15 protein-coding genes and 2 pseudogenes are annotated in these 24,205 nt (G+C 37.4%); 9 read left to right on the top strand and 8 right to left on the bottom strand.

From position 1 onward, the window contains the following. Positions 1–22: 22 nt before the first annotated feature. The 5 genes from GQR45_RS06295 to GQR45_RS06275 form a co-directional block, all read right to left on the bottom strand. On the bottom strand, positions 23–2,650 hold the full coding sequence (locus GQR45_RS06295) for a TonB-dependent receptor (protein WP_076924415.1): 2,628 nt from the start codon (positions 2,648–2,650) through the stop codon (positions 23–25). A gap of 1,184 nt (positions 2,651–3,834) precedes the next feature. Then, positions 3,835–6,720: a TonB-dependent receptor gene (locus GQR45_RS06290; protein ID WP_007586047.1), complete on the bottom strand. Its 2,886-nt coding sequence runs from the start codon at positions 6,718–6,720 to the stop codon at positions 3,835–3,837. A 1,684-nt stretch (positions 6,721–8,404) separates the two neighbouring features. Next, a complete protein-coding gene (locus tag GQR45_RS06285; protein ID WP_024593662.1) occupies positions 8,405–8,647 on the bottom strand; it encodes a hypothetical protein in 243 nt (80 codons plus the stop codon). 67 nt (positions 8,648–8,714) lie between these two features. Next, the gene (locus GQR45_RS06280) at positions 8,715–11,603 is read right to left on the bottom strand and encodes a TonB-dependent receptor (RefSeq protein WP_165725434.1); all 2,889 of its coding nucleotides are present in this window, start codon (positions 11,601–11,603) and stop codon (positions 8,715–8,717) included. Positions 11,604–11,844: 241 nt separating this feature from the next. Continuing rightward, positions 11,845–14,187, bottom strand: coding sequence for a DNA polymerase II (locus GQR45_RS06275; RefSeq protein ID WP_165725433.1), 2,343 nt, complete (start codon positions 14,185–14,187; stop codon positions 11,845–11,847). Between the two features lie 193 nt (positions 14,188–14,380). Between GQR45_RS06275 and dinG the strand changes: the two genes are divergently transcribed. The 6 genes from dinG to GQR45_RS06245 are packed head-to-tail and all read left to right on the top strand — an operon-like array spanning position 14,381 to position 19,218. Beyond that, complete coding sequence (dinG, locus tag GQR45_RS06270) at positions 14,381–16,456, top strand: ATP-dependent DNA helicase DinG (protein ID WP_165725432.1); 2,076 nt, start codon at positions 14,381–14,383, stop codon at positions 16,454–16,456. Further along, on the top strand, positions 16,456–17,232 hold the full coding sequence (locus GQR45_RS06265) for a TSUP family transporter (RefSeq protein WP_024593658.1): 777 nt from the start codon (positions 16,456–16,458) through the stop codon (positions 17,230–17,232). Before dinG ends, GQR45_RS06265 begins: the two co-directional genes overlap by 1 nt. Position 17,233: 1 nt before the next feature. Next, positions 17,234–17,842, top strand: coding sequence for a primosomal replication protein (locus GQR45_RS06260; protein WP_165725431.1), 609 nt, complete (start codon positions 17,234–17,236; stop codon positions 17,840–17,842). Between the two features lie 13 nt (positions 17,843–17,855). Then, positions 17,856–18,749 (top strand): histone deacetylase, encoded by an 894-nt coding sequence (locus tag GQR45_RS06255; RefSeq protein WP_165725430.1) that lies wholly within the window; start codon positions 17,856–17,858, stop codon positions 18,747–18,749. Positions 18,750–18,800: 51 nt separating this feature from the next. Continuing rightward, the gene (locus GQR45_RS06250; protein WP_165725429.1) at positions 18,801–19,082 is read left to right on the top strand and encodes a late competence development ComFB family protein; all 282 of its coding nucleotides are present in this window, start codon (positions 18,801–18,803) and stop codon (positions 19,080–19,082) included. Next, complete coding sequence (locus tag GQR45_RS06245) at positions 19,066–19,218, top strand: DUF2496 domain-containing protein (RefSeq protein WP_007584045.1); 153 nt, start codon at positions 19,066–19,068, stop codon at positions 19,216–19,218. Before GQR45_RS06250 ends, GQR45_RS06245 begins: the two co-directional genes overlap by 17 nt. 2 nt (positions 19,219–19,220) lie before the next feature. On the opposite strand, the gene GQR45_RS06240 is transcribed toward GQR45_RS06245, so the two are convergent. Next, on the bottom strand, positions 19,221–19,742 hold the full coding sequence (locus tag GQR45_RS06240) for a sel1 repeat family protein (protein WP_165725428.1): 522 nt from the start codon (positions 19,740–19,742) through the stop codon (positions 19,221–19,223). 105 nt (positions 19,743–19,847) lie between these two features. Between GQR45_RS06240 and GQR45_RS06235 the strand changes: the two genes are divergently transcribed. Next, the gene (locus GQR45_RS06235) at positions 19,848–20,732 is read left to right on the top strand and encodes a DMT family transporter (protein ID WP_165725427.1); all 885 of its coding nucleotides are present in this window, start codon (positions 19,848–19,850) and stop codon (positions 20,730–20,732) included. A gap of 42 nt (positions 20,733–20,774) precedes the next feature. Here the strand turns inward: GQR45_RS06235 and GQR45_RS06230 are convergent, their stop codons facing one another. Continuing rightward, positions 20,775–22,934, bottom strand: coding sequence for an exonuclease domain-containing protein (locus tag GQR45_RS06230; RefSeq protein WP_165725426.1), 2,160 nt, complete (start codon positions 22,932–22,934; stop codon positions 20,775–20,777). 128 nt (positions 22,935–23,062) lie between these two features. Between GQR45_RS06230 and GQR45_RS21325 the strand changes: the two are divergent. Next, positions 23,063–23,134, top strand: a pseudogene (locus GQR45_RS21325) (protein phosphatase); the annotation flags it as partial. Positions 23,135–23,398: 264 nt separating this feature from the next. After that, positions 23,399–23,812, top strand: a pseudogene (locus tag GQR45_RS06225) (protein phosphatase); the annotation flags it as partial. Between the two features lie 91 nt (positions 23,813–23,903). On the opposite strand, the gene GQR45_RS06220 reads toward GQR45_RS06225, so the two are convergent. Beyond that, positions 23,904–24,197, bottom strand: a complete 294-nt coding sequence (locus GQR45_RS06220) for a hypothetical protein (RefSeq protein WP_145990801.1) — start codon at positions 24,195–24,197, stop codon at positions 23,904–23,906. Positions 24,198–24,205: the final 8 nt, after the last annotated feature.

Genomic DNA, 24,205 nt, shown 5'->3' with positions numbered 1-24,205 from the left:
AAACATAATCTATAAACGATTTTTAGAAGTTTTGTTCAACTTTTAAAAATACAGCTCGGCCTAAAACATCATATAATGATGTTGAAGCATCGCGATAACCTCTAGTGCCATCGTTTAGCTGTGGTGCTTCTTTATCAAACACATTGTTCACACCTAGTACAAACTTACCATTCCATTCATGGTTATATGATACTTGGATATTGTGTTTAATATAGCTTGGAATATCAGCTAAATATGTTACACCATACTCTTCATTACCTGAGTCTTGGTCGCCTATGTAGTATGTAGTCCATGCTGCACCAAATGCATCATTTGTCCAATCAAAGGTAACATTACCACGAAGCTCTGGGTACTCTTGTAAACCAGCGTAATCGAATGCGTCAGCACCCTCTTCTGTTACTTCTTCAAAGTCACTTACATAACTTAACTCACCTTTAAGAGCGAAGTTACCAATGCTAGATTCAAACATGTAAGCTGTTTTAAAATCAAAACCTGATGTTTCTAAACTCGCCATATTTTGGTCAAAGCTGTACATTACATCAATACGACCTGTATTTGGATCGCGAACTACTGCAGGGTTAGAACCATTGTCTTGCTCGTCTTTTAATAGACGTTCAACACTTACTGCTGCAATTCTGTTTTCTAACTTAATATTATAGTAAGAAAGCTCTACAGATAAGTCATCTGTTACATTCCAAACAAAACCTGTTGTAAATGATTCACCTTCTTCTGGCTCAAGATCTGGATTACCACCAAACCAAGTTTTATGTTGCTGTGAAGCATTTGGGTTACAGTAAATAGCATCAGAACCTGCATTGCCTTGCGTATCACACCAAATTGTATCGTAAGCTTTTTCGAAGCTTAGTGCCTGACTAGAGAACATTTCGCCCATGTTAGGTGCACGGAACGATTCACCCCAGCTAGCTCGCACTAATAGCGCATCAGAAGGACGCCATGCAACACCAATTTGAGGGGCAACATTATCGAATGTTCCTGATACAAATTGTGAACCAACGTCACCTTCTTGCTCGTACTTGTCGTATCGAACAGCTGCTTTAATATCAACATTGTATGGTAGGTTTACTTGAAGCTCTGAATATACAGATGTTCTATCACGTTCTGCATTAACATCGTCACCACCTGAGCCACCTGACACTCGACCTGAAGCCGATTGAGGGTCACTCATTTGTTCAAATTCTACTTGCTCAAATTCAGCACCAACTACGCCAGCAATCGAAACATCACCATTATCAAACAATAATGTAGATGCTACCGTATCAAATTGAGTACTTGTAAAACGAGCTTGATACACACCTGTGTGAGCAGCTTGCCCATACAAGTCTTTCATGCTGCTATCCCAGTTAGCAAAGCTCATTCCTGATGTATTAAAGATATCATATTCGCCGCTATCAATTAATTTCTGAACAACATCATCATTTATCAGGTTTGTATTGAATGAGTTAGTTGTAGAACGGCTGTGTTGTACATTAAATTCCCAGTCAATACCATTTGCAACATCTACAAAGCCGACTAAACCACCTAAGAAATCAATACTATTAATTTCAGTACGAGTATCTCGCTCACCAATGTTAGCTGAACGCATGTATAGAGTTAAATCTTCGCCTACAGGGTTTAAAGGATTATCAGCCAACATAGTTGGTTGGTTTGTAGATACAGGTGTACCTGCATAGCGAGAATCAGTTTCAGAAAGTGATGCACTTGCGCGACCGCGGAACTTTAAGTTATCAGTGAATTCATAATTGAAATTTGAAAGCATTGAGTTCTGAGTAGTATCACCAAATAACTTAGTTACTGCACCATAGTTATATAAACAGCGAGTGCCACCATCAACCGTGTTATTTGATTCTGCACACATAGTAGGGCTTGTAACCCAACCACTAGCACCATTACCATTTGGAACTGAACTAAATGACGAATAATCAGCATAAGTCTCATCATTTAATTTCCAAATATCTCTATCGTATACTGATTCAGCATCATAATATTCATAAGTTAATGTAATATTACCCTTCTCACCAGAGTAACCTGTACTTACGTTAAAACGATTTGTATCACCACCTTCGGCACTAGGTAGCTCAGTATCATATGAAAAACTTAAACCGTTAAAGTCTTTTTTTGTAATAATGTTAATAACACCTGCAACAGCATCTGAGCCATATACAGCAGAAGCACCTTCACGAAGAATCTCAATTCTTTCTACTATTGCCATTGGAATACGAGAAGTATCTGCGGCAGCGCCTGAAGACGAACTTGTACCAGGCATACGGCGACCGTCAAGTAGCACTAATGTGTACTCAGCCCCAAGGCCACGCATGTTAATATTACTTGTTGCTGCTGCGCCGTTACCGTAGCCAGACATACCACGCCATGAACCAAAGCTATTTACAGAAGTATTATTTAAAACATCAGCAACTGATGCTTCACCTGATAATTGTAGATCTGCAGCGGTAATAACAGTTACTGGTGATGATGTTTCCATATCAACTTGCTTAATGCGAGACCCAGTTACTTCTATACGCTCAACTTTTTCTTTTTCTGCTGCCATAGAGCTTGCAGAAAAAGCAGCGGTGGATACCGCACTAAAAGCGATAGCTAAGCGAACTGCCTTTGAAATTTTATTATTTAACATATGGTTCTCCCTAGAATTCTATTTTAATTATTTTGTTTTCAAAACGGTCTGTAATTAATCACAGTACCTGTTTCGATTTGAATAGTAGTCCCAAGTTATGCAAAAGGTCAACACTTGGCTAACCAAATAAAACCCTTTACTTACAAAGCCTTAAAGTAACAAAAAACAAACACAATGCTCTTTCTGCATTATTGCATTATTGCATTATTGCAAAAACTTGATTTAGAATAAGTGCTATTTACTGAAGAAATCATATCTAAGTCTCGCCTCAAACAAGTTACTTACTTCCTTATTGTGGCGAATTATGTAGGTGTAAAAGCATGCAAAAAAATAAATTACCTACATAAAATTAACAAAAATGATTGAGACAACTATAGCTATTCAACTATCTGAAAAAGTACTACTTGGCCTTTCTAAAAAAGAAAAAATCCATAAAGCTATATTTTCATTGATTTCAAAAATCGCACACCGATGGCAGGCTAACTAAAATAGCTGAGTCACTTTTAGTAGTAATTACTATTAAATATGTATAAATGCTTAGTCTGTATTTCAGAAAGTCGGCGAGGTAGGAGTGTTAATAACTCCCTATATAGATAAAGATGCTATGCGAGTGACGCAAGCTTAATACTGAAACGAAAAAATGAAAGAGCTGCTGTTATGCGTGATGTAATGTGATGCTGCTGATAGCTTTAAAACTCAAAGATATTAAAGCACCACCCTATTCATTAGATTAGAATATAATAAATTTAGAATAGGCTTTTAAAGGATACGAAGACGTTGTTAACGTAGCTTTGAAGCACGTAATCACTCTATCAATACAGTAATTGGCATATCAGATATGATCAAGGTTGAGGGCTGTACTACCAAATAATATATCCAATCACCACATTTTCAGCTTAAGTAATGAAAGATAATCTTTTGTTGATATCCATTATGTTTTTTAAACGTCTGAAGAACCGCTAAGTAAATCCAACATTTTCCTATCTTACGAAATGTAATATCAACTAGATATAAAAAATTTTTGCCTAGTTATAGCGAAATTTACTTATAGTTAAATAAACCCCATATATAAGCCGGTTGGTATAAACATATATTAGGGCAAGTAAAACATAAAAAAGCCTACTGAAATTTCAGTAGGCTTTAATATTAAACACTTTCGTTTATAAACTTATTTACTAAAAATATTAGAAACGTAAGTTTAGTCCTAAGTTGAAACGTCTGCCGTATACGTCGAAAAACTCACCATCATCGTATGTGCCAGGATTTCTAGGAGGTGTAATATCAAATAAGTTTGAAACACCTAATCTTACTTCAAGCATTTCGCTAACAGTATAACGACCATTTATTGACCATTCTGTATAAGAAGGAACATCATTATAGTTGTTATTTTCAGCAGTCCACTCTCTGTCTAATACTGTTGAATGACGGTATTTACCAATCATACCTACGTATAAATCATCGTAAGTATAGCCTACCGTTAGGTTACCCTGCCAACGAGGGTATCTTACTTCACCAACTGTAGGTGTTGGTTCATAGCCTTCGCTAGAAACATCTGTATTAAACTCTCGATGCTCAAGGTAACTTGCTAGTAAACGGAAGTTAAATGAACCGTAGCTCGTTTCATACTTGTATGTACCTTCTAAATCAACACCTTTAAGAGAGTAAGATGCTAAGTTATATGGTCCATTACGAACCTCAGAAATATCAAGAGTCGTAGGATCACGGTCAACTAAGTCACAAGCACTATTATCTAAACTAGACGCTTCGTAACAATCATCAATAACACGCTGTGCACCTAAAGAGTTAATTGCATCTTCAACGTCAAAACTCCAATAATCTGCAATTAACGTGATATTTTCAGTTGGGGTATAAATTACACCAAATAATGTATCGTCAGACGTTTCTTCTTGAAGGTTTGCATTACCTGAATTCACACTTGGTGGAGTAACACTACGCCAATCATCAGATGGTCTCCAATCTCCAACTGTAGTACCTGGGTTTGGAATACCTGCAGCTTGACAGTTAGCAATTAAGTTTGCTTTTTTGCTATCACTCGCTGTAGATATATTAGTTTGGTCACATGGATCGCCATAAGACGCGAATGACTGAGTACCAGCAGAATAAAGTTGAGATAATGATGGAGCACGAACCGACTTAGACTTTGTACCACGGAAACGAAGTTCATCGTTCATTGCATAGTTAAAGCCTACCTTCCAAGCTACATTATCGCCCACTGAAGAGTAATCCATGTAACGAGCGGCTAACTCAAGGCTTAATGAATCAACAAATGGTGCATCCACTAATAATGGAACTGACATTTCAACACCAATTTCATCAACTGTAAATTCACCATCCCATGCTTTTACAAAGTTACCAAACACTAGATTATTCTGCATTGCTGCACCAGGTTCATTAGAACCAGTTTCTTTACGATGCTCAGCACTTAAAGCAAAAGAAACACCACCGGCAGGCATATCAAAAGCATAACCTGAAATAACACCACCAATAACTTGCTGCTGTTTAACTTTAGAAATTGATGCTGAGGTAGTAACGTAATCTAAAGCTTCTTGAGATGCACCATTAAGACCGAACAGGCTCAATGCCTGACAACCATCTAACGCACCAACTAAAGAACCATCTGAATCACGGTCTGCACAACGAATTGCTCCGTCAATTTCTACCGCGTCAATAGCCTTGTTAAAGTTCTCAGTAAGGAATTCACCGTTCCATGTAGTGTCGTTTTTATTGCGACCGTAACTAAAATATACTTCGTAATCGAACTCTTCTAGTAGTAACCCTTGGAAAGAAAGAGTTGTATTAAGTGTTGTACGATCATCTTCATAGGTACGATTACCGAAACCCGAAGCTAGCTTATAAATTGTAACTGAATCTCTACCAGCTTCATCTAGTTGTGCTTTAGCAGCTGGGTCTAAAAATGCATTATCTGAACGAATCGATTCAGCAAGGAAAATTGGGCTACTTTCTGCATAAGCACTTGCTTTTGAGAAAGAAACTTCAAAATTCATTGAATGATCGTCAGCATAATTATTTACAATGTTTGTAAAAACATTAAAACGATTAAGTGGTGTTGCAAGATCTTGATGTTCAATAAATTTGTAACCATTAGAGAAGCCGTCACCAAAATATCTAAGTTGATTATTCGGCGCAGGTCTTGTTACACCACCAACTATAACGGGACTAAACTCACCATTATCACCAAATACAACATGGCCATCAGGTAAGAAAGCATCACCTGCGCGATCGTAATAGCCTAGTGTTTGCAAACCGGCAAACTCACCTGTAGCTAAAATATTCTGTGGAATTCCATCTGTGTCAGAAACATTATCAGGGTTTAACATCCCAGAAACTGGATTACGAAGAAAGTCACGGTCTTGAGCTTCAAGCTGTTCTGTTTCTGAGTAAGATAAGCTCGTAATAAAACTTATTTTGTCGCTTTCACCACCAAATGTGAATGAAAAAGACTCTTCTTCACCACCACTTTGTTCTGTAATAGATTTTTTGTAGTTGAAGTCCATAGTATCTTGAGACTTTTTCAAAATAATATTAACTACACCCGCAATTGCATCTGAACCGTAAACTGCTGACGCGCCGCCATGAACAATATCCATACGTTCAATCATTTCAGTCGGAATGCCGTTTAAATCTACCGCAGGATTATCTACAGAAGCACCTACGTATCGACGACCGTTTACAAGTACTAAAGTACGACCTTCTCCAAGCTGACGAAGATCTGTAGTATTTATACCCGCACCAAAAATAGTGTTAGTAGTTGTTGTAGGTGCAGAGCCTACGCCAGATGAAGGCAGCTTTTGTAACAAATCTGATATGTTTGTGATGCCGGCATTAGATAGCTCTTCGCCAGTAATTGTAGTTACAGGAGTAGGTGAAACCTCTGAAAAACGCTTAATACGCGAGCCTGTAACCTCTATACGTTCTACTTTTTCAACGCCTTCTTCTGCCGCAATTGAATTTGCAGCGAAAACAGCCGTTGATGCTGTACCAAAAGCAATCGCTAAGCGAACTGCCTTTGAAATTTTATTGTTTAACATTTGATTCTCCCTAGAATACTATTTTATTATTTATGCTTAATTTTTAAAATTAATGCGCAATAAAGCCACTTAATAAGACTAAAAATGCCTATATGAAGGTACAGTAGGACTTTATTGTGTGACGGATGATAGTACTAGAGAAACAAAGAGGTCAACACATTATTAACTTTAAACCAGCAAAAATAACAAATGTATCTTTCACCATTACATTAAAATCAACAGTAAGCAGCTGATTTTATTGAAAAAGTAATATGTGTATATTTAAAGCTTATATCACCTTAAAATAAAATACTTTAATAACAATAACTTGAATGTTTGTAAAGATTTGTAACAAAGCATCACTAAAATATATAAAAACATTCATATTTAGTAGAAATATCTAAAGCTGCAGGTTTAAAAAAGTGTCTCTTTTATGTAAGGTGAAATAAAAAAAACTTTACTATCAATTAGATAACCTCACTTTTATACCTTAACAATAAGATATATATGCGATTACTTTAGTCTTTTCGAGTATATGACTTATAGTATGCTTGTAAAATTTATTATAGGAATGGACCCAATTAATGTGTAAACATACATAATTACTTACTCCTTCCTTATTTTGCAATCTGAGTTGTAAATTTTATGTTTTTTAACTTAGATATGTGGAAAAAACCTTTTGAAGTAGTCACTTAAATTTTATCCTGATCTTTTTAGGATAAGCAGATTATAACCAAGCTACCTGTGTGGCTTTTATGTAAATACCTACTACTGCCTGCATTTAATTTGTTTGAAAAATTCAGTTTAGAACTATTGGGTACACATGTCAGATTATAAGTTTGGTTATATTATTTTGTAATTTGGCCTACATCGTGTTTAACCTGATTTATTGAGCTAGCCAGCTGCAAATCATAAATAAACTTTCTTTAATATGTCGTAAAAAATGTTCATTATCATTTTTATACTCGAAAAGAGCATCGACTGATGAGTGTTTGTTTAATGAGAGGAAATTATGAACTCAATTGTGAAGGTAGTGCTTGAACATTTGGTTATTAACTGGCCAATATTACTTCTTAAGGCTTGTTCTAATGATATTGAAATCATCTCTTTATTTACTAATTTGATAACATTCACTTGAGTATCACATTAACCGGTAAATCAAAGTTAAAACATCCAAAATTATCAGATAAGCTACATGTATTTGATACGGCCTTAACTGTTAATATTGAATGTACTTAAGAAGAGTTGCCCCCTATTAAGTGTAATGCGGGATACCCTCTATATTCATATTTACAGATACTTTTGCCGGGAGCCTCTACAATGATTATCGCTAGAAATAGAACAACTAAAGTTTATGGTTACTCAGAATAAATAAGCTATGAATTATAAATCACGACAAACACTTAAAAAACTTATTGCCATTAAATCAAACACTTAATTTCACGAAGAGATAAATAACATATAATATTTTTGTAAAACATACGTTATTGAAATACGAGAAAACACCAACTAAATACAAAGTTACCACGTTGACAAGGTTTGGCAGATAGTCGAAATTCAATGAAATAATGTAGCCTGGAGGAGGGGTAAGTTTAATAGCAAATAGTTTACTTAATATAGATAACCTGTCCGTATTATTATTAGTACTAACACATCAAGATTTCAAACATAAGTTAAAGTATTGCAATTAAACTTAGTAGTAAAATTAGTTCCTATCTTGGTAAATATTTCCTCTTTTGTTAATTTCTCTCATTGCCTCTTGGTTTTTTTTGCGTCTTTCTTCTGCCAACTCTTTTGACATGCATGTACGCTTTTTAATATTACTACCTGTCACCGCTATTTTTTCGCATACCATATTTTCATTACTGCTTAGAGAGTCTTCACTCAGTGAACTACAACCAGATAAAAATAGTAAACTTGAAATGATTATTACGATTAGCTTTTTCATTTTATTCCCTTAAAGTAAAAGCGCTAATATTATAAATATTAGCGCTTTATTATTGTTTTTCTGAACTCTAGAACTTAGCGTTAAGAGTCAAGAATATATGACGACCAGTTGTATTGTAAGTACGAGGGTCTGTATTATCGTTAAACCCTGTTGCTGCATACGGAGGATCTTCATCAAATACGTTATTAATACCAACAGTAGCTGTGTAGTTATCAAGGAAGTAACTAAAGCGAACATTGTGTATTACTTGTGAGTCAACGGTTCTAATAACATCATAAGAATCAAGAGTACCACCGATATTAACGGCTTCAGTTCTAAATGAAGAGTTAACATCAGCTAAATCATCAGGGTCAATATTTGTAAAGTTTTCTTCAACTTCACCAATGTAACGCAATGCATAAGTTGCAGACCAATTCTCTTGAGCTAACGATACATTGAAGTTAGTTTTCCACTCAGGGAAGTTACCATCACCACTATTTCGGCGGTAGTAGCCAGCATTTTGAAGTGTTGAACCGTCGGCTTGAGTTATTGTGTAGTCGTCATAGTAAGTTGCATCTAAGCTTGCTGATAATGAACCAATTGACGTATCAGTTGTATAAGCAACATTAAAGTCGTAACCAGATGACTCTACACCACCAACATTTATGTTTCTGTTATCAATGTCACTTGAGTTACCAGCTAAAATACCTGATGTATAACGAGTTATTTGATCACAGTATGTACCGCTTTCAGCACACTTGTTTAAAATTAACTGCTCGCCTACAGAGCTAATTGCATTTTCCAGCTCGATATCCCAGTAATCGATTGTGAAAGATAAACCATCAACAAACTCAGGGCTATAAACTACACCAACTGTAAATATATCAGCTTCTTCTGGTTGCAACTCTGGGTTACCACCAAGAGTAGAAGATAATTGGTCACCAATAGGTTCAAAACCAGCTGCTGGTACGCCGTCAGCTATACAGAATGATGTAGGGTTAGTAGCACACGGGTCCGAAACTTCAGGGCTATTATCTGATGCGCCAGAGAATAAATCAGAAGTTGAAGGTGCTCTAAATGCAGTAGATGATGTTCCTCGGAACATAAGGCCGTCCATAGGAGACCATTTAATTCCTACTTTATGGTTTGTAGTATCGCCAAAAGTATCATAATCAGAATAACGAATTGCTAAATCTAGCTCTAATACTTTTGCAAAAGGTGCGTCATATAAAAGCGGTACATTAAACTCAGCATAAGCCTCATCTACAGTGTAGCTGCCTGATGTTTCTTGACGGCTAGATCCAGATGTAATTCCTAATGCTATTAGTGCATCAGGGAAATCACCACCTTTCTCTTCACGATGTTCTAGACCAAATGCCATACCTAAACTACCTGCTGGTAATTCAAATGCACTACCAAACACACTACCACTAATAATTTGCTGTTCGTTTGAACCAAAATCGTGAGCTTCAAACGAAATAAAATCTAACATTTCTTGAGTAACTTGAGTATCAGTTCCTGGGATACCAAATACATTTAATGATGTACAACCAGCGATAGGATCATCTACAGTTCCACATACAATGCTACCGTCAACGTCTTGGAATGAAGGACCTACGGCTTGTGAAACTTTTTCAAAGTTTACGCCACCAGCTCGTTTAGTTGTAGAATCACTTGAACCAAAGATGTATGAAACTTCATAACCCCAATCGTCATTGATATCGCCTTCAAAACCAACTACTGCGCGAACTGTATCTACGCGAAATTGAGTATCTCGACCACCAGTTTCAACCATACGACGGCGCCAATCAGAAATCTCAACTGAGTCACCATTTCTGTCTTTAGGACCAAATTGTTGGTTATAGTAGTTATCTGCAGAATAATTTGCATTTGTCACACCAAAGAACGCAAGTGGTGCTAGAGGTAATGGAGCAAGCTTAGTATCTGAAATACGGCGGTTTAAACTAACTTCTGAAAAGAAACGAACATGATCAGAAAACTCATAGTTACTCTGAACAAATACGCCATATCGCTCAGCCGGAGTTAAGTGAAAGTTTACAGGCGCAAAGTTGTAAGTATCTTTATCCCAATCCCAACAATCATAACCAGTTGGATTAGAAAAATCGCTTGGATCTGATTGACCAGGACCATTAGCTGCACCGTGAGTAAAAGAAGAACAATCTTCACCAGCTACTGAACCATCAATACCGTTGTAACGACCCCATGGTGGAGCTGAAGAACCACCTTTAGAAAGCTCACCTGTATGATCCATGTCTAAAGAAAATTTAGACCAATCTCTATCACCAGAAGACTGAGAACCCTGCTGAACGTAATATGCACTAGCTACCACGCTGCCTTTATCGCTTGCTAAACCTACAGTAAAATCGTAGCTTTTAGTTTCGCCATCACCGCCATGTGTCGAAGCATCGTAACTTGCTGTAGCTTCAAAACCTTCAAAATCATTACGTGTAATAACGTTAACTACACCGCCAATAGCATCTGAACCGTAAATTGCAGAAGCACCGTCTTTTAGAATTTCAACTCGCTTGATAATTGCTGTAGGGATTGTACTTAAATCTACAGAAGAGTTTGCACCGCTACCCGACGCAACCATTCTACGGCCATTTAATAATACTAGCGTTCTTGAAGAACCCAAACCGCGTAAAGATACACGCACCGCGCCTGAGCCACCATTATTGACAGAAGCATTAGTACCCGCACCAGCAACTGAAGGAATTTCTTGAAGAATGTCACCTACGTTACCAATACCTGAAGCAATTAGGTCATCGCGTGTTAATATTTGTACTGGATTCGCACCTTCCATATCAGTTCTTTTGATACGTGAACCAGTTACTTCAATTCTTTCTACTTTATCGGCGCCTTCGGCTGCCATTGTATTACCTGAAAATACAGCTGTTGAAGCTGCACCAAATGCAAGTGCGACACGCACTGCTTTAGCTACTTGATTGTTTAACATTTGATTCTCCCTGGTGTCACTACTTTATAGTAGTAATCATTATTTAATTATTTTAGTTACATAAGATTAACAGTAACCAAGGCAAACAATAAACAAAAACCACCAAAAAGCCAACAAAAAGTTAACAAACCTTTGCGGAAAAAGAAATATTTGCGAATATAATAATTAAAATCGCAATAAACTAGAATAAATAAGATGTGGACAGTATGAAAACACAGATATGTTGCTATTTATGGTGTTATTAAAAAAGTTTCTCTTGTAAATTTAACCCAAAAGAAACACTTGAGTGCGAAATAAGATCAACCATTTCAAATAACGGTACAATCTGTTTTTCTACATAAATTGAATAGTCATAGCTATGAAAGCCTTGATACAGTTCAACTCCAGCAGTTGTGTAAACAAATGTAACAAATTCACCTCTATTGACCGTAAATTCGCTCTTTTTTTTCTGGTGTTTTTTAACTGCTTGAACATGAGGGGGGATATTTTTCTTATAATCGATTAAGTTTTGACCTAATCTCTTTTTAAAAATGAGTAAATGATCAAAATCACCTTGGTATAACTTTGTTGTATAGTCTTTAACAAGGTCATTTATATTTAAATTTCCATCAAAAAGACTAGTAAATAGGTCGAACTGGAATTGTTGAGCAAGTTTAGTCCAATCACTTCTTACTATTTCTAATCCTTTAAATACTAGTTTTGATTCGTTTGGTTTAATTAATTTACCGACATAGCGCTTTTTAGAGCCAACTAGCTTCCCCCTTATGGTTGGCAAAAAGAAAGGGCTATAAAGAGATTCAAATTCTATTTCTAAATGACTTGTTAAGTTGTGCGTTTGTTTAATCTCGTTAATCCAATCTATAGTTATCTTTTTAGCTAAAAACACACCAATTTCATTACACTCGTCGTGGGTTAAATCATCATCCAACTTAATAAATGTAGAATCGGTATCACCATAAATAACGCTATAACCAAGCTCTTCTATCCATTTTTTAGTTTGTAGCATTATTTCGTGCCCTCTTAACGTAATAGAGCTAGATAACCTAGGATCGTAAAACCTGCACCCTTTTGAGCCTAAAACACCATATAAGCTATTCATTATTATTTTTATTGCTTGAGAAAGCATTTGATCTTGATTGTCTTTGGCGAGCTGCCTTTGGGACGCTAAGCTTTTAACAAGTAAAGGTAAGTGATGCTTGTCTCGCGAGAATAGGGCTTCATTAAAACCCTGCACACTTTGGTTTGGATTTTTTAAACCTTCTATCAGTCCGAGTGGATCAATGTAGAAAGTTTGCATAATACTGGGGTACAAGCTTTTAAAATCTAAAACAATGACATTTTTATAAAGCCCAGGAATAGACTCCATTACATAACCGCCAGGGCTTTCAAATGTAAGTCCATGATCGCCCATATTAGGGGCAACATAACCGCTGCGATGCAGTAGTGGTAAATACATATTAATAAAAGCAGCGACAGAGCCGCCCTTTTTTTCAAGCTCTAATCCTGTGAGCTTTGTTCTTATAATAGAAAAATCGAGTAGCTTTAATTTATCAAAAATTTTATTTACCAAAATACAATCTTGTCGATTATATTTTGCTAAAGAAAGCTTATCTTCATTAAATTGCCTAATAATTTCCTGTAGACTATTAGCCGTGTCGATTAATTTGGACTCACCCAACACTTGATTTGAAACGTTAGCTAAAGAAAAACTCTCAAAGCTATATGTACCATTTTTTAAAGTGTCTATTCCATCAACCACACATCGCCCAGGGATCGATACTCGAGTAAAGTGTCCTTTGCGAACATATAAAGGTTGATCTCCCCTACCCAGTAATAACTTAATGCCTAGTGCTTCAGCTCTTTCATGAATAACCGAAAAATCGAACTCAATTACATTCCAGCCAATTATGACATCAGGATCGCTAAGCTTAATAAAATGCTCCAATCCCTTTAAGAGCTCAGCCTCATCTACACACCAAATAATATCAAACTCTAGGTTTTCAGCTTCTCTATCTGGCTCGCCAATCATTAAAACACAGTCTAAATTACAGCCCACAAGTCCAACAGAAAACAAAACGCCACTTTCGTTACATTCAATGTCTAACGAGAGCTTATTAAGAGTTGGGGAATACTCATCATTTGCTTTTAATTTTGCCTCTGTTACTAATGTATAACCATTTTGATAAAAAACATTACCCGTTACCCAAGCACCTCCTTTTATAAAGCGCTCCATTAAATAGCGCTCTATTGGTCGAATATCTTCTTCAAATAATACAACTCCACGTTGCTTTAAAGCTTTAGCAGCAGAATAAAAATGCTTTAGTGATTTGAAGTAACAGGCCGACATATCTTCTTGCTGAAAGTTTTTTAACTCAAGACTTTTAATATTAAAGATAAGTGACTCAGCTGCTAATATTTTATGCGCTATTTCAGCATCTTTACTTTTGATAAAAAACAGCGCATTTTCGTTAGCTGATACTGTTTTTATAGGCCCTTTATCACTACAAAACCACGCTTCGTAGCAGATGCCGTTAGCAGTATCATAAGCATGAGAAGAAACAATAAAACCGGCTGTTAAGTACATTATTACTAAACCTTATTCATATATATGTAAGTTTTTACTTAATTCAAAATGCTTTAAAGCCATACATTCAACCTAAATAAACACTCAGATACTTTATTTGCTAAATTAATCTCATCACTTCTTGTAGTTACACCCTTATAACTCTAAAATCCATAGCACTGTAATTATATACATACTTTAGGTAAATCATCCCATGCTTTCTGACTCACTAAAAAAAACAATTAGGCAAGTACACCAGCATGTGGCTAGCAACCTAAACGATTATCGCCCTCGTAGCAGTCAAAACTACCTTGTAGCCGAAATAGCAAAAACGCTTGCTGGCGAATACCATAAAAAGCAGCGTATTTGCGTAATTGAAGCAGGCACCGGTACCGGTAAGTCTCTTGCCTATTGTTTAGGCGCATTACCGCTTGCCTTAGCGCAAAAAAAGAAGCTCGTTATTTCTACCGCAACCGTTGCACTGCAAGAACAATTAATAGCGAAAGAACTCCCATTTTTTAAAAAGCATTCAGGCCTCGACTTTAAATTTGATTTGGTAAAAGGTCGCCATCGTTATATTTGTGCCCACAAATTACATAATGCTGTAAACGGCGATAGCCAAACACAAATGGACTTTATGCCAACGCTTACTTCACCATTGAGCGCAATGGAAACCAAATGTTTGAATGAGCTATATAACGCCTATGTGAATAAAAAATGGCAAGGCGATAGAGACAGCTGGGCCGATACCGTACCCGATAGAGTGTGGAACTTAATAGCGTGCGATAAACATTCGTGCCAGCGCCAAATGAAGGCCCATCAAACGTGTCCGTTTCAGCTTGCTCGTAATCAATTAATGCAAATGGATGTGCTGGTAATTAACCACTCTTTATTACTTGCCGATTTAGACCTAGGCGGTGGTAAAATTTTACCAGAGCCCGACAACACCATTTACGTTATTGATGAAGCGCATCATTTAGCACATATAACTCGCGATTTTTCATCGGCTGCTGCCACAATTAAAGGCACGATAGAATGGCTTGATAAGCTCACCAAGTTTAGCGGGAAAATGGCGAAGGTTTTAGTGGGACAAAGAGCTATTGGGCAAAACTTTAAACTTTGCGACAGCATTAATGACGCGAATAAAGATTTAAAAGTAGTTCGCGATATTCTTGATAATGCCGACTTTGAATACTCAAAAGACGATACTTATCGCTTTGAACACGGTGAAATTCCAGAGTCACTGCACAGTAAAGCAAAAGACATAAGCGAAGCCACGCAAGATGCGCTGCGCTGCTTAAACAAAATGCACGACACACTCACCCAAGATGTAAGTGACGGCGACATAAAACCTTACGTTGCCGACCCAATACTAGGCGAAAGCGGGCAATACATAAACCGATTAGAGCAGCTAAACAAACTTTGGTTTAGTTACGCTAAAAAAGGTGAAGGTGCTCCGCATGCACGGTGGATAAAACGCCTTGAATACAAAAGCCATCACGATCACTTATTAAGCGACTGCCCTATTGAGGTCGGTTACTACCTAAAAGATAAATTATGGCGCGAATGCGCAGGTGCTGTTTTGTGTTCTGCTACATTAAGTGCACTCGGCTCATTTGATCACTTTGCTTACGAAACAGGGCTTGCCAAAGAAGAAGGCGTTAAATTTATTAAAGTACCTTCTCCTTTTGACTACCCAAAACAAGCCACTTTACGTATTCCGGTATCTAAAGTAGAACCTACCGATAAAGACTTTAGTGATCACCTAGCTAAAACTTTACCAGAGTACCTAAATGATAAAAAAGCGAACCTTGTATTGTTCGCTTCTTACTGGCAAATGGACCATGTAACAAAGTTTCTTAGAACAAAAGGTTTTAACTTATTAGTACAAGGTGAGATGTCGCGAGAAGCTTTACTTAAGTTACACACCAAAAATGTAGACGAAGGCAAAGGCAGTATTTTATTTGGAACACAAAGCCTTTCAGAAGGTCTTGATTTACCAGGGAAATATTTAGAGAACTTAATAATTACTAAAATCCCGTTTGCTGTACCTACTTCGCCTATAGAAGAAGCGCAAGCAGAATTTGTACAAAGCAAAGGCGGCAACCCGTTTTTAACGATTACCGTGCCAGACGCCGCTAAGAAATTGGTACAAAGCTGTGGTAGACTGCTGCGAAAAGAGAGTGATGAAGGCTGTATTACTATTCTCGATAGACGCTTAGTAACTAAGCGATACGGTAAAGCCATGCTCGACACCCTACCACCTTTTAAAAGACAAATAGATTATTAATGTTTGAACTCGCACTCGATCCAACAACCTGGGCTGTTTTATGTGCTGTTGCACTTGCCGCAGGTTTTATAGACGCTATCGCCGGTGGCGGTGGCATGTTAACTGTGCCCGCTTTATTAACTGCAGGCTTACCTCCGCATTTAACACTAGGCACCAATAAACTAGCAGCAAGTTTTGGCTCGTTAACGGCAAGCTATACTTATTATAAAAAGAACTTATTTAGTCCAAAGTTTTGGGCTGCCTCTATTATTGCTACCGCAATAGGTGCATTGATAGGTACTGTTATTGTTGATCATTTAAGTATCGATTTTTTAAACAAACTACTCCCCATTATTATTATTTTAGTTGCCGCTTATAGCTTATTTGGTAATTTAAGTACCACTGAAGGCGATGAGCTCCCTAAACTAAACAAAGCGATGAAAATAAAACAATGGCTACAGGGTTTAGCATTAGGCTTTTTTGATGGTTTAGCAGGCCCAGGTACGGGGACATTTTGGACCGCTTCTAATGGCATGCTTTATAAAATGAACTTGCTACTCAATTGTGGTTTAGCGCGTTCAATGAACTTTGTTTCTAATTTTATATCGCTCATCACCTTTGTAGCACTCGGCCATGTAAATTTTTTACTTGGCATAACAATGGGCTTTTTTATTATGCTAGGCGCATGGTTTGGAGCACATTCAGCAATACGTTTTGGTAGTAAATTTATTCGCCCTGTATTTAATACTATGGTTATACTTTTAGCATTAAAACTAATTTACGAGGCTTACTTTTAATATGCACCCTACAGCTTTAGATAAACTACGCCAACAAGTTGCAACGCTAAAACAACAAGCTGAGCAATTTGATAAAGCTAAACTTTTTTCTAAAAATCGTTACATGCAAGCGCAACCTAGCTTGTTTGACCGCGCAGTTTTTAGTACAAAGAGTATGAACCTAGCCGATTACGTAATAGAAATAGAAGACGAAGTATCAAGGTTACCACCAAGCGATCATCGCCATGCTTACACTTATGCACTTGAACGTATAAGTACTCAGGTACAAGCCGTATTTAACGTTATTAAATCAACACCTATTTGGGTTAAAGAAAATAAAAGTCATTATAAACCCCGCCCTAAGCAAACCGTTTATAAGCAAGCGGTACAAAAAATAATGCAATCATCGCACGAGCTTTACGACGAATTAAAACAAAACCATGAGTTTGAACGCCGTTTAGTGCTCATGATTGAAGAGCGAAAAATGCAAATGGATAAAGCCTCGCCAGCTAAAGCACAAAAGCTTAACCTTGAAATATTAAGCACACATGCTCGTTTAGGTCGCTGTAGAAAAGCAATTTCTGCCACTGAGGACAAAATACAACAAGTAGAAAAACAGCAGCTGCGTTAAGCCGAACTTTACTATGCAGCTTTATTATCATCCTTTGTATTCAGACCTTATACTCCCAGAACGTCATCGATTCCCTATTCAAAAGTATAAGTTACTTAAAACCGAAATAGAAAATCTAAGTGTTTCGGCTATTCACTTTCAAGAGCCTAAAAAAGTAACCAAATCTCAACTTTCGCTATGTCATAATCAAACTTATATAAATAACTTTTTAAACGGCACGCTTAGCAATAAAGCCATAAAAAAAATGGGCTTTCCTTATTCAAATGAATTGGTAGAGCGCACATTACTATCAGTTGGGGCAAGCATCCAAAGTTGTGAACACGCGCTAAAACATGGTTTTTCGGCTAATTTAAGTGGTGGCTATCATCATGCATACAGTGATTACGGTAGCGGTTTTTGTATTTTTAACGATCTAGCTATTGCAGCAGCACATTTAATAAATACAGAGCAAGCCGACACTGTTTTAATTTTTGATTGCGACGTACACCAAGGCGATGGCACAGCACAAATCACTCAAAACCATGACCAAATTATTACCTGCTCAATTCATTGTGAACAAAATTTTCCTCGTAATAAGCAAGAGTCCACCTACGATTTTGCATTGCCCGCTAAAACAACCGACGCTGAGTACCTTGCTACATTAGAGCAAGCACTCGATTTTTGCGTGCGTATTCATAACCCCGATATTATTTTGTATAATGCAGGTGCTGATATTTACACAAAAGACGAGTTAGGCTTGTTTGATGTATCGCTCAATGGCGTATATGAGCGCGACTTGTTTATTCTCAACTTCTGTAAGCAACATCAAACCCCACTAATGTGCGCTTTAGGTGGCGGTTATCAGCGTAATTTGAGTTCACTAATTAATGTTCATAAACAACTATTTAAAGCCGCTATCGATTTATAGTAAGCCTTAGTATAGACTCAGTTAAACGGATTATTTTAAAGCGGTGGGAATATGCGATTACACGAAGACATACACAACTATTACGAAAAGATTGTAGTTGAAGAAATTATCAAACTTAAACTTGATGAAAAATATGGTGAAGATGTAATGGCTGACTTTTGTTGTACGGTACTAAATCAGCTCCCGCCACGATATATTCGCTACGATGTAGATATGGCGTTTTATTTACCGCAATCAGAACGCATACATATGGAACAACGTGTACAAACAGCAATAAATGTTGCCATTAGCCAAATATCAAAAAAGAAAGAGTTAAATGACAAGCCCACTTGATCAAGCCCCTACACATATTAAACTTGCAGTAGATTTAATTATGATACTAGAGCAACACGATGTTGCTCCAGAAGAGGTCTTAAAAGCACTCGATATTGTTAAAAGCGACTTTGAAAAAAAGCTAGAAAAGCCATAACTCTATTCTATTATTTGTATGTCGTGCTCGGTAACGCTACCTTCATGCTTAGTGCAATCAATTTTAACTTCACCAAATGTACGCCTAGGCGAAGTTGAACGCCGACAGGTCATATTTTGTGCTTTAACGCCAAATTGCGTTATATACAACGCAACTGTTTCGTCTATTTGTTGTTTTTGCTGCATAGTCGCTGCACTGTAAAATACATCGTATTGCGTAGACCAATTTTCAACCCTCGCTTCTTTTGCAACACCTAGCCAGCCCATCCCTAGTTTAGTAGATTGCTCCAAGTATTGGCCTTTCAAAAACATAAACGCCAACGTGTATTGTGCGCTTTTATAGCCTAGCCCAGCAGGCTCTTTTAAATAATTGAAAGCGGCTTCAAACTGTCCTTTTCGATACGCTTTAATACCATTGTATTCATTCTTTTTCATGGTGGTATCACTGTAAAGGTTGATTGGGCTTGAATTACATCCACCCAAAAAAGTGATAAATACCATAGAAACTACTGAGAACGTTTTCATTCTTATCCTTAATTTATTATTTTTATATGCCAGTTCCGAATATGGCTTACACTTTTTATAAACCCTGTTATTCTAAAAACCAATCAGCATAATTAAAATACTATCATGACCTTAGCAAGCTTACTGCGATTATTTTTTCTGGCCGCTATATGGGGCGCTTCTTTTTTATTTATGCGAATGGCAGCTAACAGCTTGGGGCCTGCGGTATTAATTGAGTTTAGAGTAGGCTTTGCTGCAGTTACTTTATTTATTGTTGCTTTGTATTTAAAACGCCGCTTAGCGTTTGTCCAACATAAAAAACACTTTTTTATTATAGGCGCGTTTAATTCTGCTCTTCCATTTTTATTTTTTGCTTACGCAGCCCAAACTATTAGTGCATCCACACTCTCAATTTTAAATTCTACAACACCAATATGGGGTGTTGTCGTTGGAATTTTATGGACGAAAACAAAGCCCAATAAAAGTATGGTGCTTGGTTTACTACTTGGCTTAATAGGCGTTGCAATACTCGTTGGGCAAAATCATTTTGTATTAAATAGCCAATCAATAATGGCTATAGTCGCTGCATTGAGTGCTTCACTTTGCTATGCCATTGCATCGCATTACACTAAAAATGCGCCTAAACTGGCCCCATTCGATAATGCCCATGGCTCAATGTGGGCTTCGAGCTTTATGGTATTACCGCTTATCTTATTTATGCCAATACGAGAAATACCAAGCACCAACATTATGCTAGGTGTATTAGTACTGGGCGTAGTATGTACCGCCCTTGCTTATATTTTATTTTTTAAATTAATCGACGATATTGGCCCAACCTCAGCACTCACGGTTACATTTTTAATTCCATTATTTGGCATATTTTGGGGGCATTTATTTTTAGATGAGCAAATAGGGCCAAATACATTACTAGGCGCACTATTTGTAATTGTAGGCACTATGCTTGTAACTGGATTTTTACCACGAAAAAAGCACTTAGCTAAAACAAGCTAAGTACTTTTAATTTATACTACTCCTTAAGTTAAGATTTACTGCTTATTCACTACTTTGGGATTCCTGAATAAGTAATAGTAACTCGGCAGTGGCAGTGGCATCAGCCAATGCGCGGTGATGGCTAGTTAAATTTAAATTAAAATGCGTACTAAGGTTACCAAGCGAATACGACTTTAAGCCTTTAAACGCTTTGCGCGATTCAACCACGGTGCACATTTTTGGCATTTTAAAAAAGTGCCCTGCCATCTCGCATTCTTTTTTAATAAAACCGTAATCAAAATTAACGTTATGGGCTACAAAAATACTGCCTGCGAGTTTATCTAATAGCGGCTTGGCTATATCGGCAAATACAGGCGCGTTGCGTACCATGCTATCGCTTATGCCAGTTAGTGACGTTATAAATCCAGGTATATGGCGCTCGGGGTTAACTAAGCTTGTCCAAGTATCAATTACTTTACCGTGCTGCACTTTTACAAGGCCTATTTCGGTAATACGGTTACCGCCTTTTAAGCCGCCTGTGGTTTCTATATCGACCACACTGTAAATACGGTGTGGATCTACAAACCATTTAACTGCAGCAATATGTACCGTAAAGCCCACATTTTTTAAATTATCAATAGTGGTTAGTTGGTTGCGTCTAAGTTTGTCGCCCGGTGCTTTTACCTCTTCAAAATGTACTTGGCCATTATTAATTACCATTAAGTCGGGGTAGCCGTCTTTTAGCTGTAAATAATGTTTGCTCATGGCTGTTAAGTGCGCAATTAGTGCCTTAATAGGGCTGTTTAAAATAAGCGCTTCTAACGGCTCTAATAAATTGCTGCGCCATCTAAACAAACCGTTAGGCTGCTCAAAGTATTGCGCTGCATTTTTGCATACTAAATTAAGTAATGCTTGCGACGTTTGGCACTGCGCTAAACGCTCATTAATTTGCGCGTATTGCGCTTCATAAAAATTACCAAGTCTTAATACTTGCGGATAAATATCAAACTCATTGCATGGCGGATAAGGCGACTCCACAAATAACTCATGCCAAAATACTAAACCAAACAAACTTTGCCAAAGCGTGTTTTCGGTATTAAATACAGCCATACCTTGGCGAGTATAATAATCGTTTACGCCCTGCTCTACTTCACCTCGGTACAGTTCATCTATTTCTAACACGCACTGAGTGTTGGCAAGCATGGCACTTAAACGAGAACGTGTTTTTTTATTAAACTTACGCATTAAAAAATCGTCAGCAAAATACAGTAAATCATCAGTGAGCGGGTTTTCGATAATGGCTTCTAATCGAGCTTTTACCCACTCTTTATTGCCAAGCCTGTATTGCTCTCTTATTTGAATTTCTTGTGCTTCGCTATCATCCGCGCACCCTTCTAGTAAGCTAAAAGCAAGTTCGCTATCAACTGTTTTTAGCTGCCTATAAAGCCTAACTAATAATTTGTTTTTTAATACAACGGCAATGGCACCATGTGCAGCTTGCACTAAAACCTGCGACGCTAAAGCAACGTAATCACTCTCATCTGTAATATTTTTAAATGCTAACCGGTAACGGTTTAGTAAATAGTTTGATTGTGCTTCGTCAAGTGTTTCAAAGCGTGACAAGCTCTCACTGTGTCCTTCGCGCGTAGCGGTTAAGCCTAAGTCTCGCATTACAAAACGATTTTGATGATTTACATCACCACCGCTTAGTTTGCCTGCAAATAAAAACTCAAAATACTCGTAGTAGTCATTGCGATTATTAATTACATACTGGCTATAAAGTGGCGCAAGCTCTTGTGGGCATTCCTTAAAAAACTCACGCGCAATATCCACCAGCGCGCTTTTAGCGGCGCTCTTTTTAAAGCTTATTTGCTCGTCGTAATTACTTAGTAACTCAACCAAAGAAGGTTTGGTTAAGTGCGCTAAAAGCTGCGAATAATGCTGCTCGTTTGGCTCAAATAAAATGCCCGCTTTTTTTAGCGTATAAATAGCCTGATGCGGCGATGTTATTTCTTCATAATTAAGCGATTGCGCCTGCACCAAATAAGGCTTGCGCGAATACACCCGCGCCAACATGCACTGGCTTTGCTCATCTAGCTGGTTAATTTTACTAATAAATTCACTATGTTTAGGCTCAAGTAAATGCATACATTTACTTGTTACAAACTCAATAAGCTCTTTAAAATGCGCTAAATAGTATTTTGCTGGTAATTCTTTTTTCATAATATCGCCACAACTGTATATAAAAACAGTATCTAGTATTTGCGCTTATTATTCAATCTTAAACTTGTAACTAAAACACGCTATAGTGAGCTTATTAAAGCAAATTCATTAAAAATAAAGGACTTACCATGAGCGCGCATCCGTACGATGTTTTATCACTCAACAACGGCGCAAATATTATTTTTACGCCTTGCTCAGGGCCTGCTGACCTTTCAGGATTAAATTTGTTCAATCTAGGGGGGATTTAATCGCGGCGCGAGGCTTGTAACCTAGTGGGCTAAGTAAAAGCCGAGCAACAAAGAGTCAATCCCCCCTAGGCAGAACCCTTCGGGCAGCGCATGTTTGGCATTTATACTGCGTTATCGCCTATTTATGGGGAACAACCACACTACATAAGCTCTTCCTTGCCTAAATACCAAACATACTGCTGCAAAATTAACCTCGAAAGATAAACAGGCCCCAGTACAAAAACACAAAACTTAGCGGATTCAATCGCCACATTAAAAGCTGCTGGCGCTAACGTGCTGCTGTCGCTTATGTCGCAAAAAGAACTTGAAAAAAACAACGTAGAAACAATTAATAGTGAGTGCAATAAGCACGATATAACCTGGTTTCATTTACCTATAAATGACGACGAAGCACCCAAACAACCTTTTACATCAAGCTGGAACACCCACAAAACCGACATACTACAGGCCATACAACACAAACAAACCATTACCATACATTGCAAAGGCGGTACAGGGTTGGTCGCTGCGCTTATTTTAAATTCGACAGGTTACACAAAAGAAGAAGTATACAGCCTAGTACAAGGCATTCGCCCTAAAGCACTGACTATAGAGCTACAAAAAGAGTACTTTGAGAACTTTGAGGTGTAAGACAGAGACTGGGGAGGATTTAGCACTATAAATAGTGCTCAAAATACTTTTCATACTAGTTGTGGATTAGCGTTGATAAGCGGACAACTTGTTAGGTTTTATTTTCAAAATAATTTCGAGGTTTTTCATCTGCAACTATAGCAGCGAGTTTTTCATGAAAGCCAACAATATGCCTGGATTTAAACTTTTGGGGGCTAAAAGAAATTATCTTTGCCATTTCAATTATCTCGTCAATTCCTCGGGTTAGATAACACTCAGTTTCATCAACGCTTAAAATGATATCTCGACTATATAACCCGACAGAACCACACATCACAGACAAGAAATACTCATCATCATGCTCATATAGAGTCCAACTCCAAGGTTTTTCATCAATTATTCTCACGTAGGGCC

The sequence above is a fragment of the Pseudoalteromonas sp. SA25 genome, assembly GCF_011378705.1.
Taxonomy (GTDB): Bacteria; Pseudomonadota; Gammaproteobacteria; order Enterobacterales; family Alteromonadaceae; genus Pseudoalteromonas; species Pseudoalteromonas arctica.
The sequence above is the reverse complement of the archived record's forward strand: the minus strand, read 5'-3'. Positions and strand labels throughout refer to the sequence as shown.

Bases quoted from the DNA above. Each gene is read 5' to 3' on its own strand.
- GQR45_RS06295 (WP_076924415.1), bottom strand. From the start codon at position 2,650: ATGTTAAATAATAAAATTTCAAAGGCAGTTCGCTTAGCTATCGCTTTT.
- GQR45_RS06290 (WP_007586047.1), bottom strand. From the start codon at position 6,720: ATGTTAAACAATAAAATTTCAAAGGCAGTTCGCTTAGCGATTGCTTTT.
- GQR45_RS06285 (WP_024593662.1), bottom strand. From the start codon at position 8,647: ATGAAAAAGCTAATCGTAATAATCATTTCAAGTTTACTATTTTTATCT.
- GQR45_RS06280 (WP_165725434.1), bottom strand. From the start codon at position 11,603: ATGTTAAACAATCAAGTAGCTAAAGCAGTGCGTGTCGCACTTGCATTT.
- GQR45_RS06275 (WP_165725433.1), bottom strand. From the start codon at position 14,187: ATGTACTTAACAGCCGGTTTTATTGTTTCTTCTCATGCTTATGATACT.
- dinG (WP_165725432.1), top strand. From the start codon at position 14,381: ATGCTTTCTGACTCACTAAAAAAAACAATTAGGCAAGTACACCAGCAT.
- GQR45_RS06265 (WP_024593658.1), top strand. From the start codon at position 16,456: ATGTTTGAACTCGCACTCGATCCAACAACCTGGGCTGTTTTATGTGCT.
- GQR45_RS06260 (WP_165725431.1), top strand. From the start codon at position 17,234: ATGCACCCTACAGCTTTAGATAAACTACGCCAACAAGTTGCAACGCTA.
- GQR45_RS06255 (WP_165725430.1), top strand. From the start codon at position 17,856: ATGCAGCTTTATTATCATCCTTTGTATTCAGACCTTATACTCCCAGAA.
- GQR45_RS06250 (WP_165725429.1), top strand. From the start codon at position 18,801: ATGCGATTACACGAAGACATACACAACTATTACGAAAAGATTGTAGTT.
- GQR45_RS06245 (WP_007584045.1), top strand. From the start codon at position 19,066: ATGACAAGCCCACTTGATCAAGCCCCTACACATATTAAACTTGCAGTA.
- GQR45_RS06240 (WP_165725428.1), bottom strand. From the start codon at position 19,742: ATGAAAACGTTCTCAGTAGTTTCTATGGTATTTATCACTTTTTTGGGT.
- GQR45_RS06235 (WP_165725427.1), top strand. From the start codon at position 19,848: ATGACCTTAGCAAGCTTACTGCGATTATTTTTTCTGGCCGCTATATGG.
- GQR45_RS06230 (WP_165725426.1), bottom strand. From the start codon at position 22,934: ATGAAAAAAGAATTACCAGCAAAATACTATTTAGCGCATTTTAAAGAG.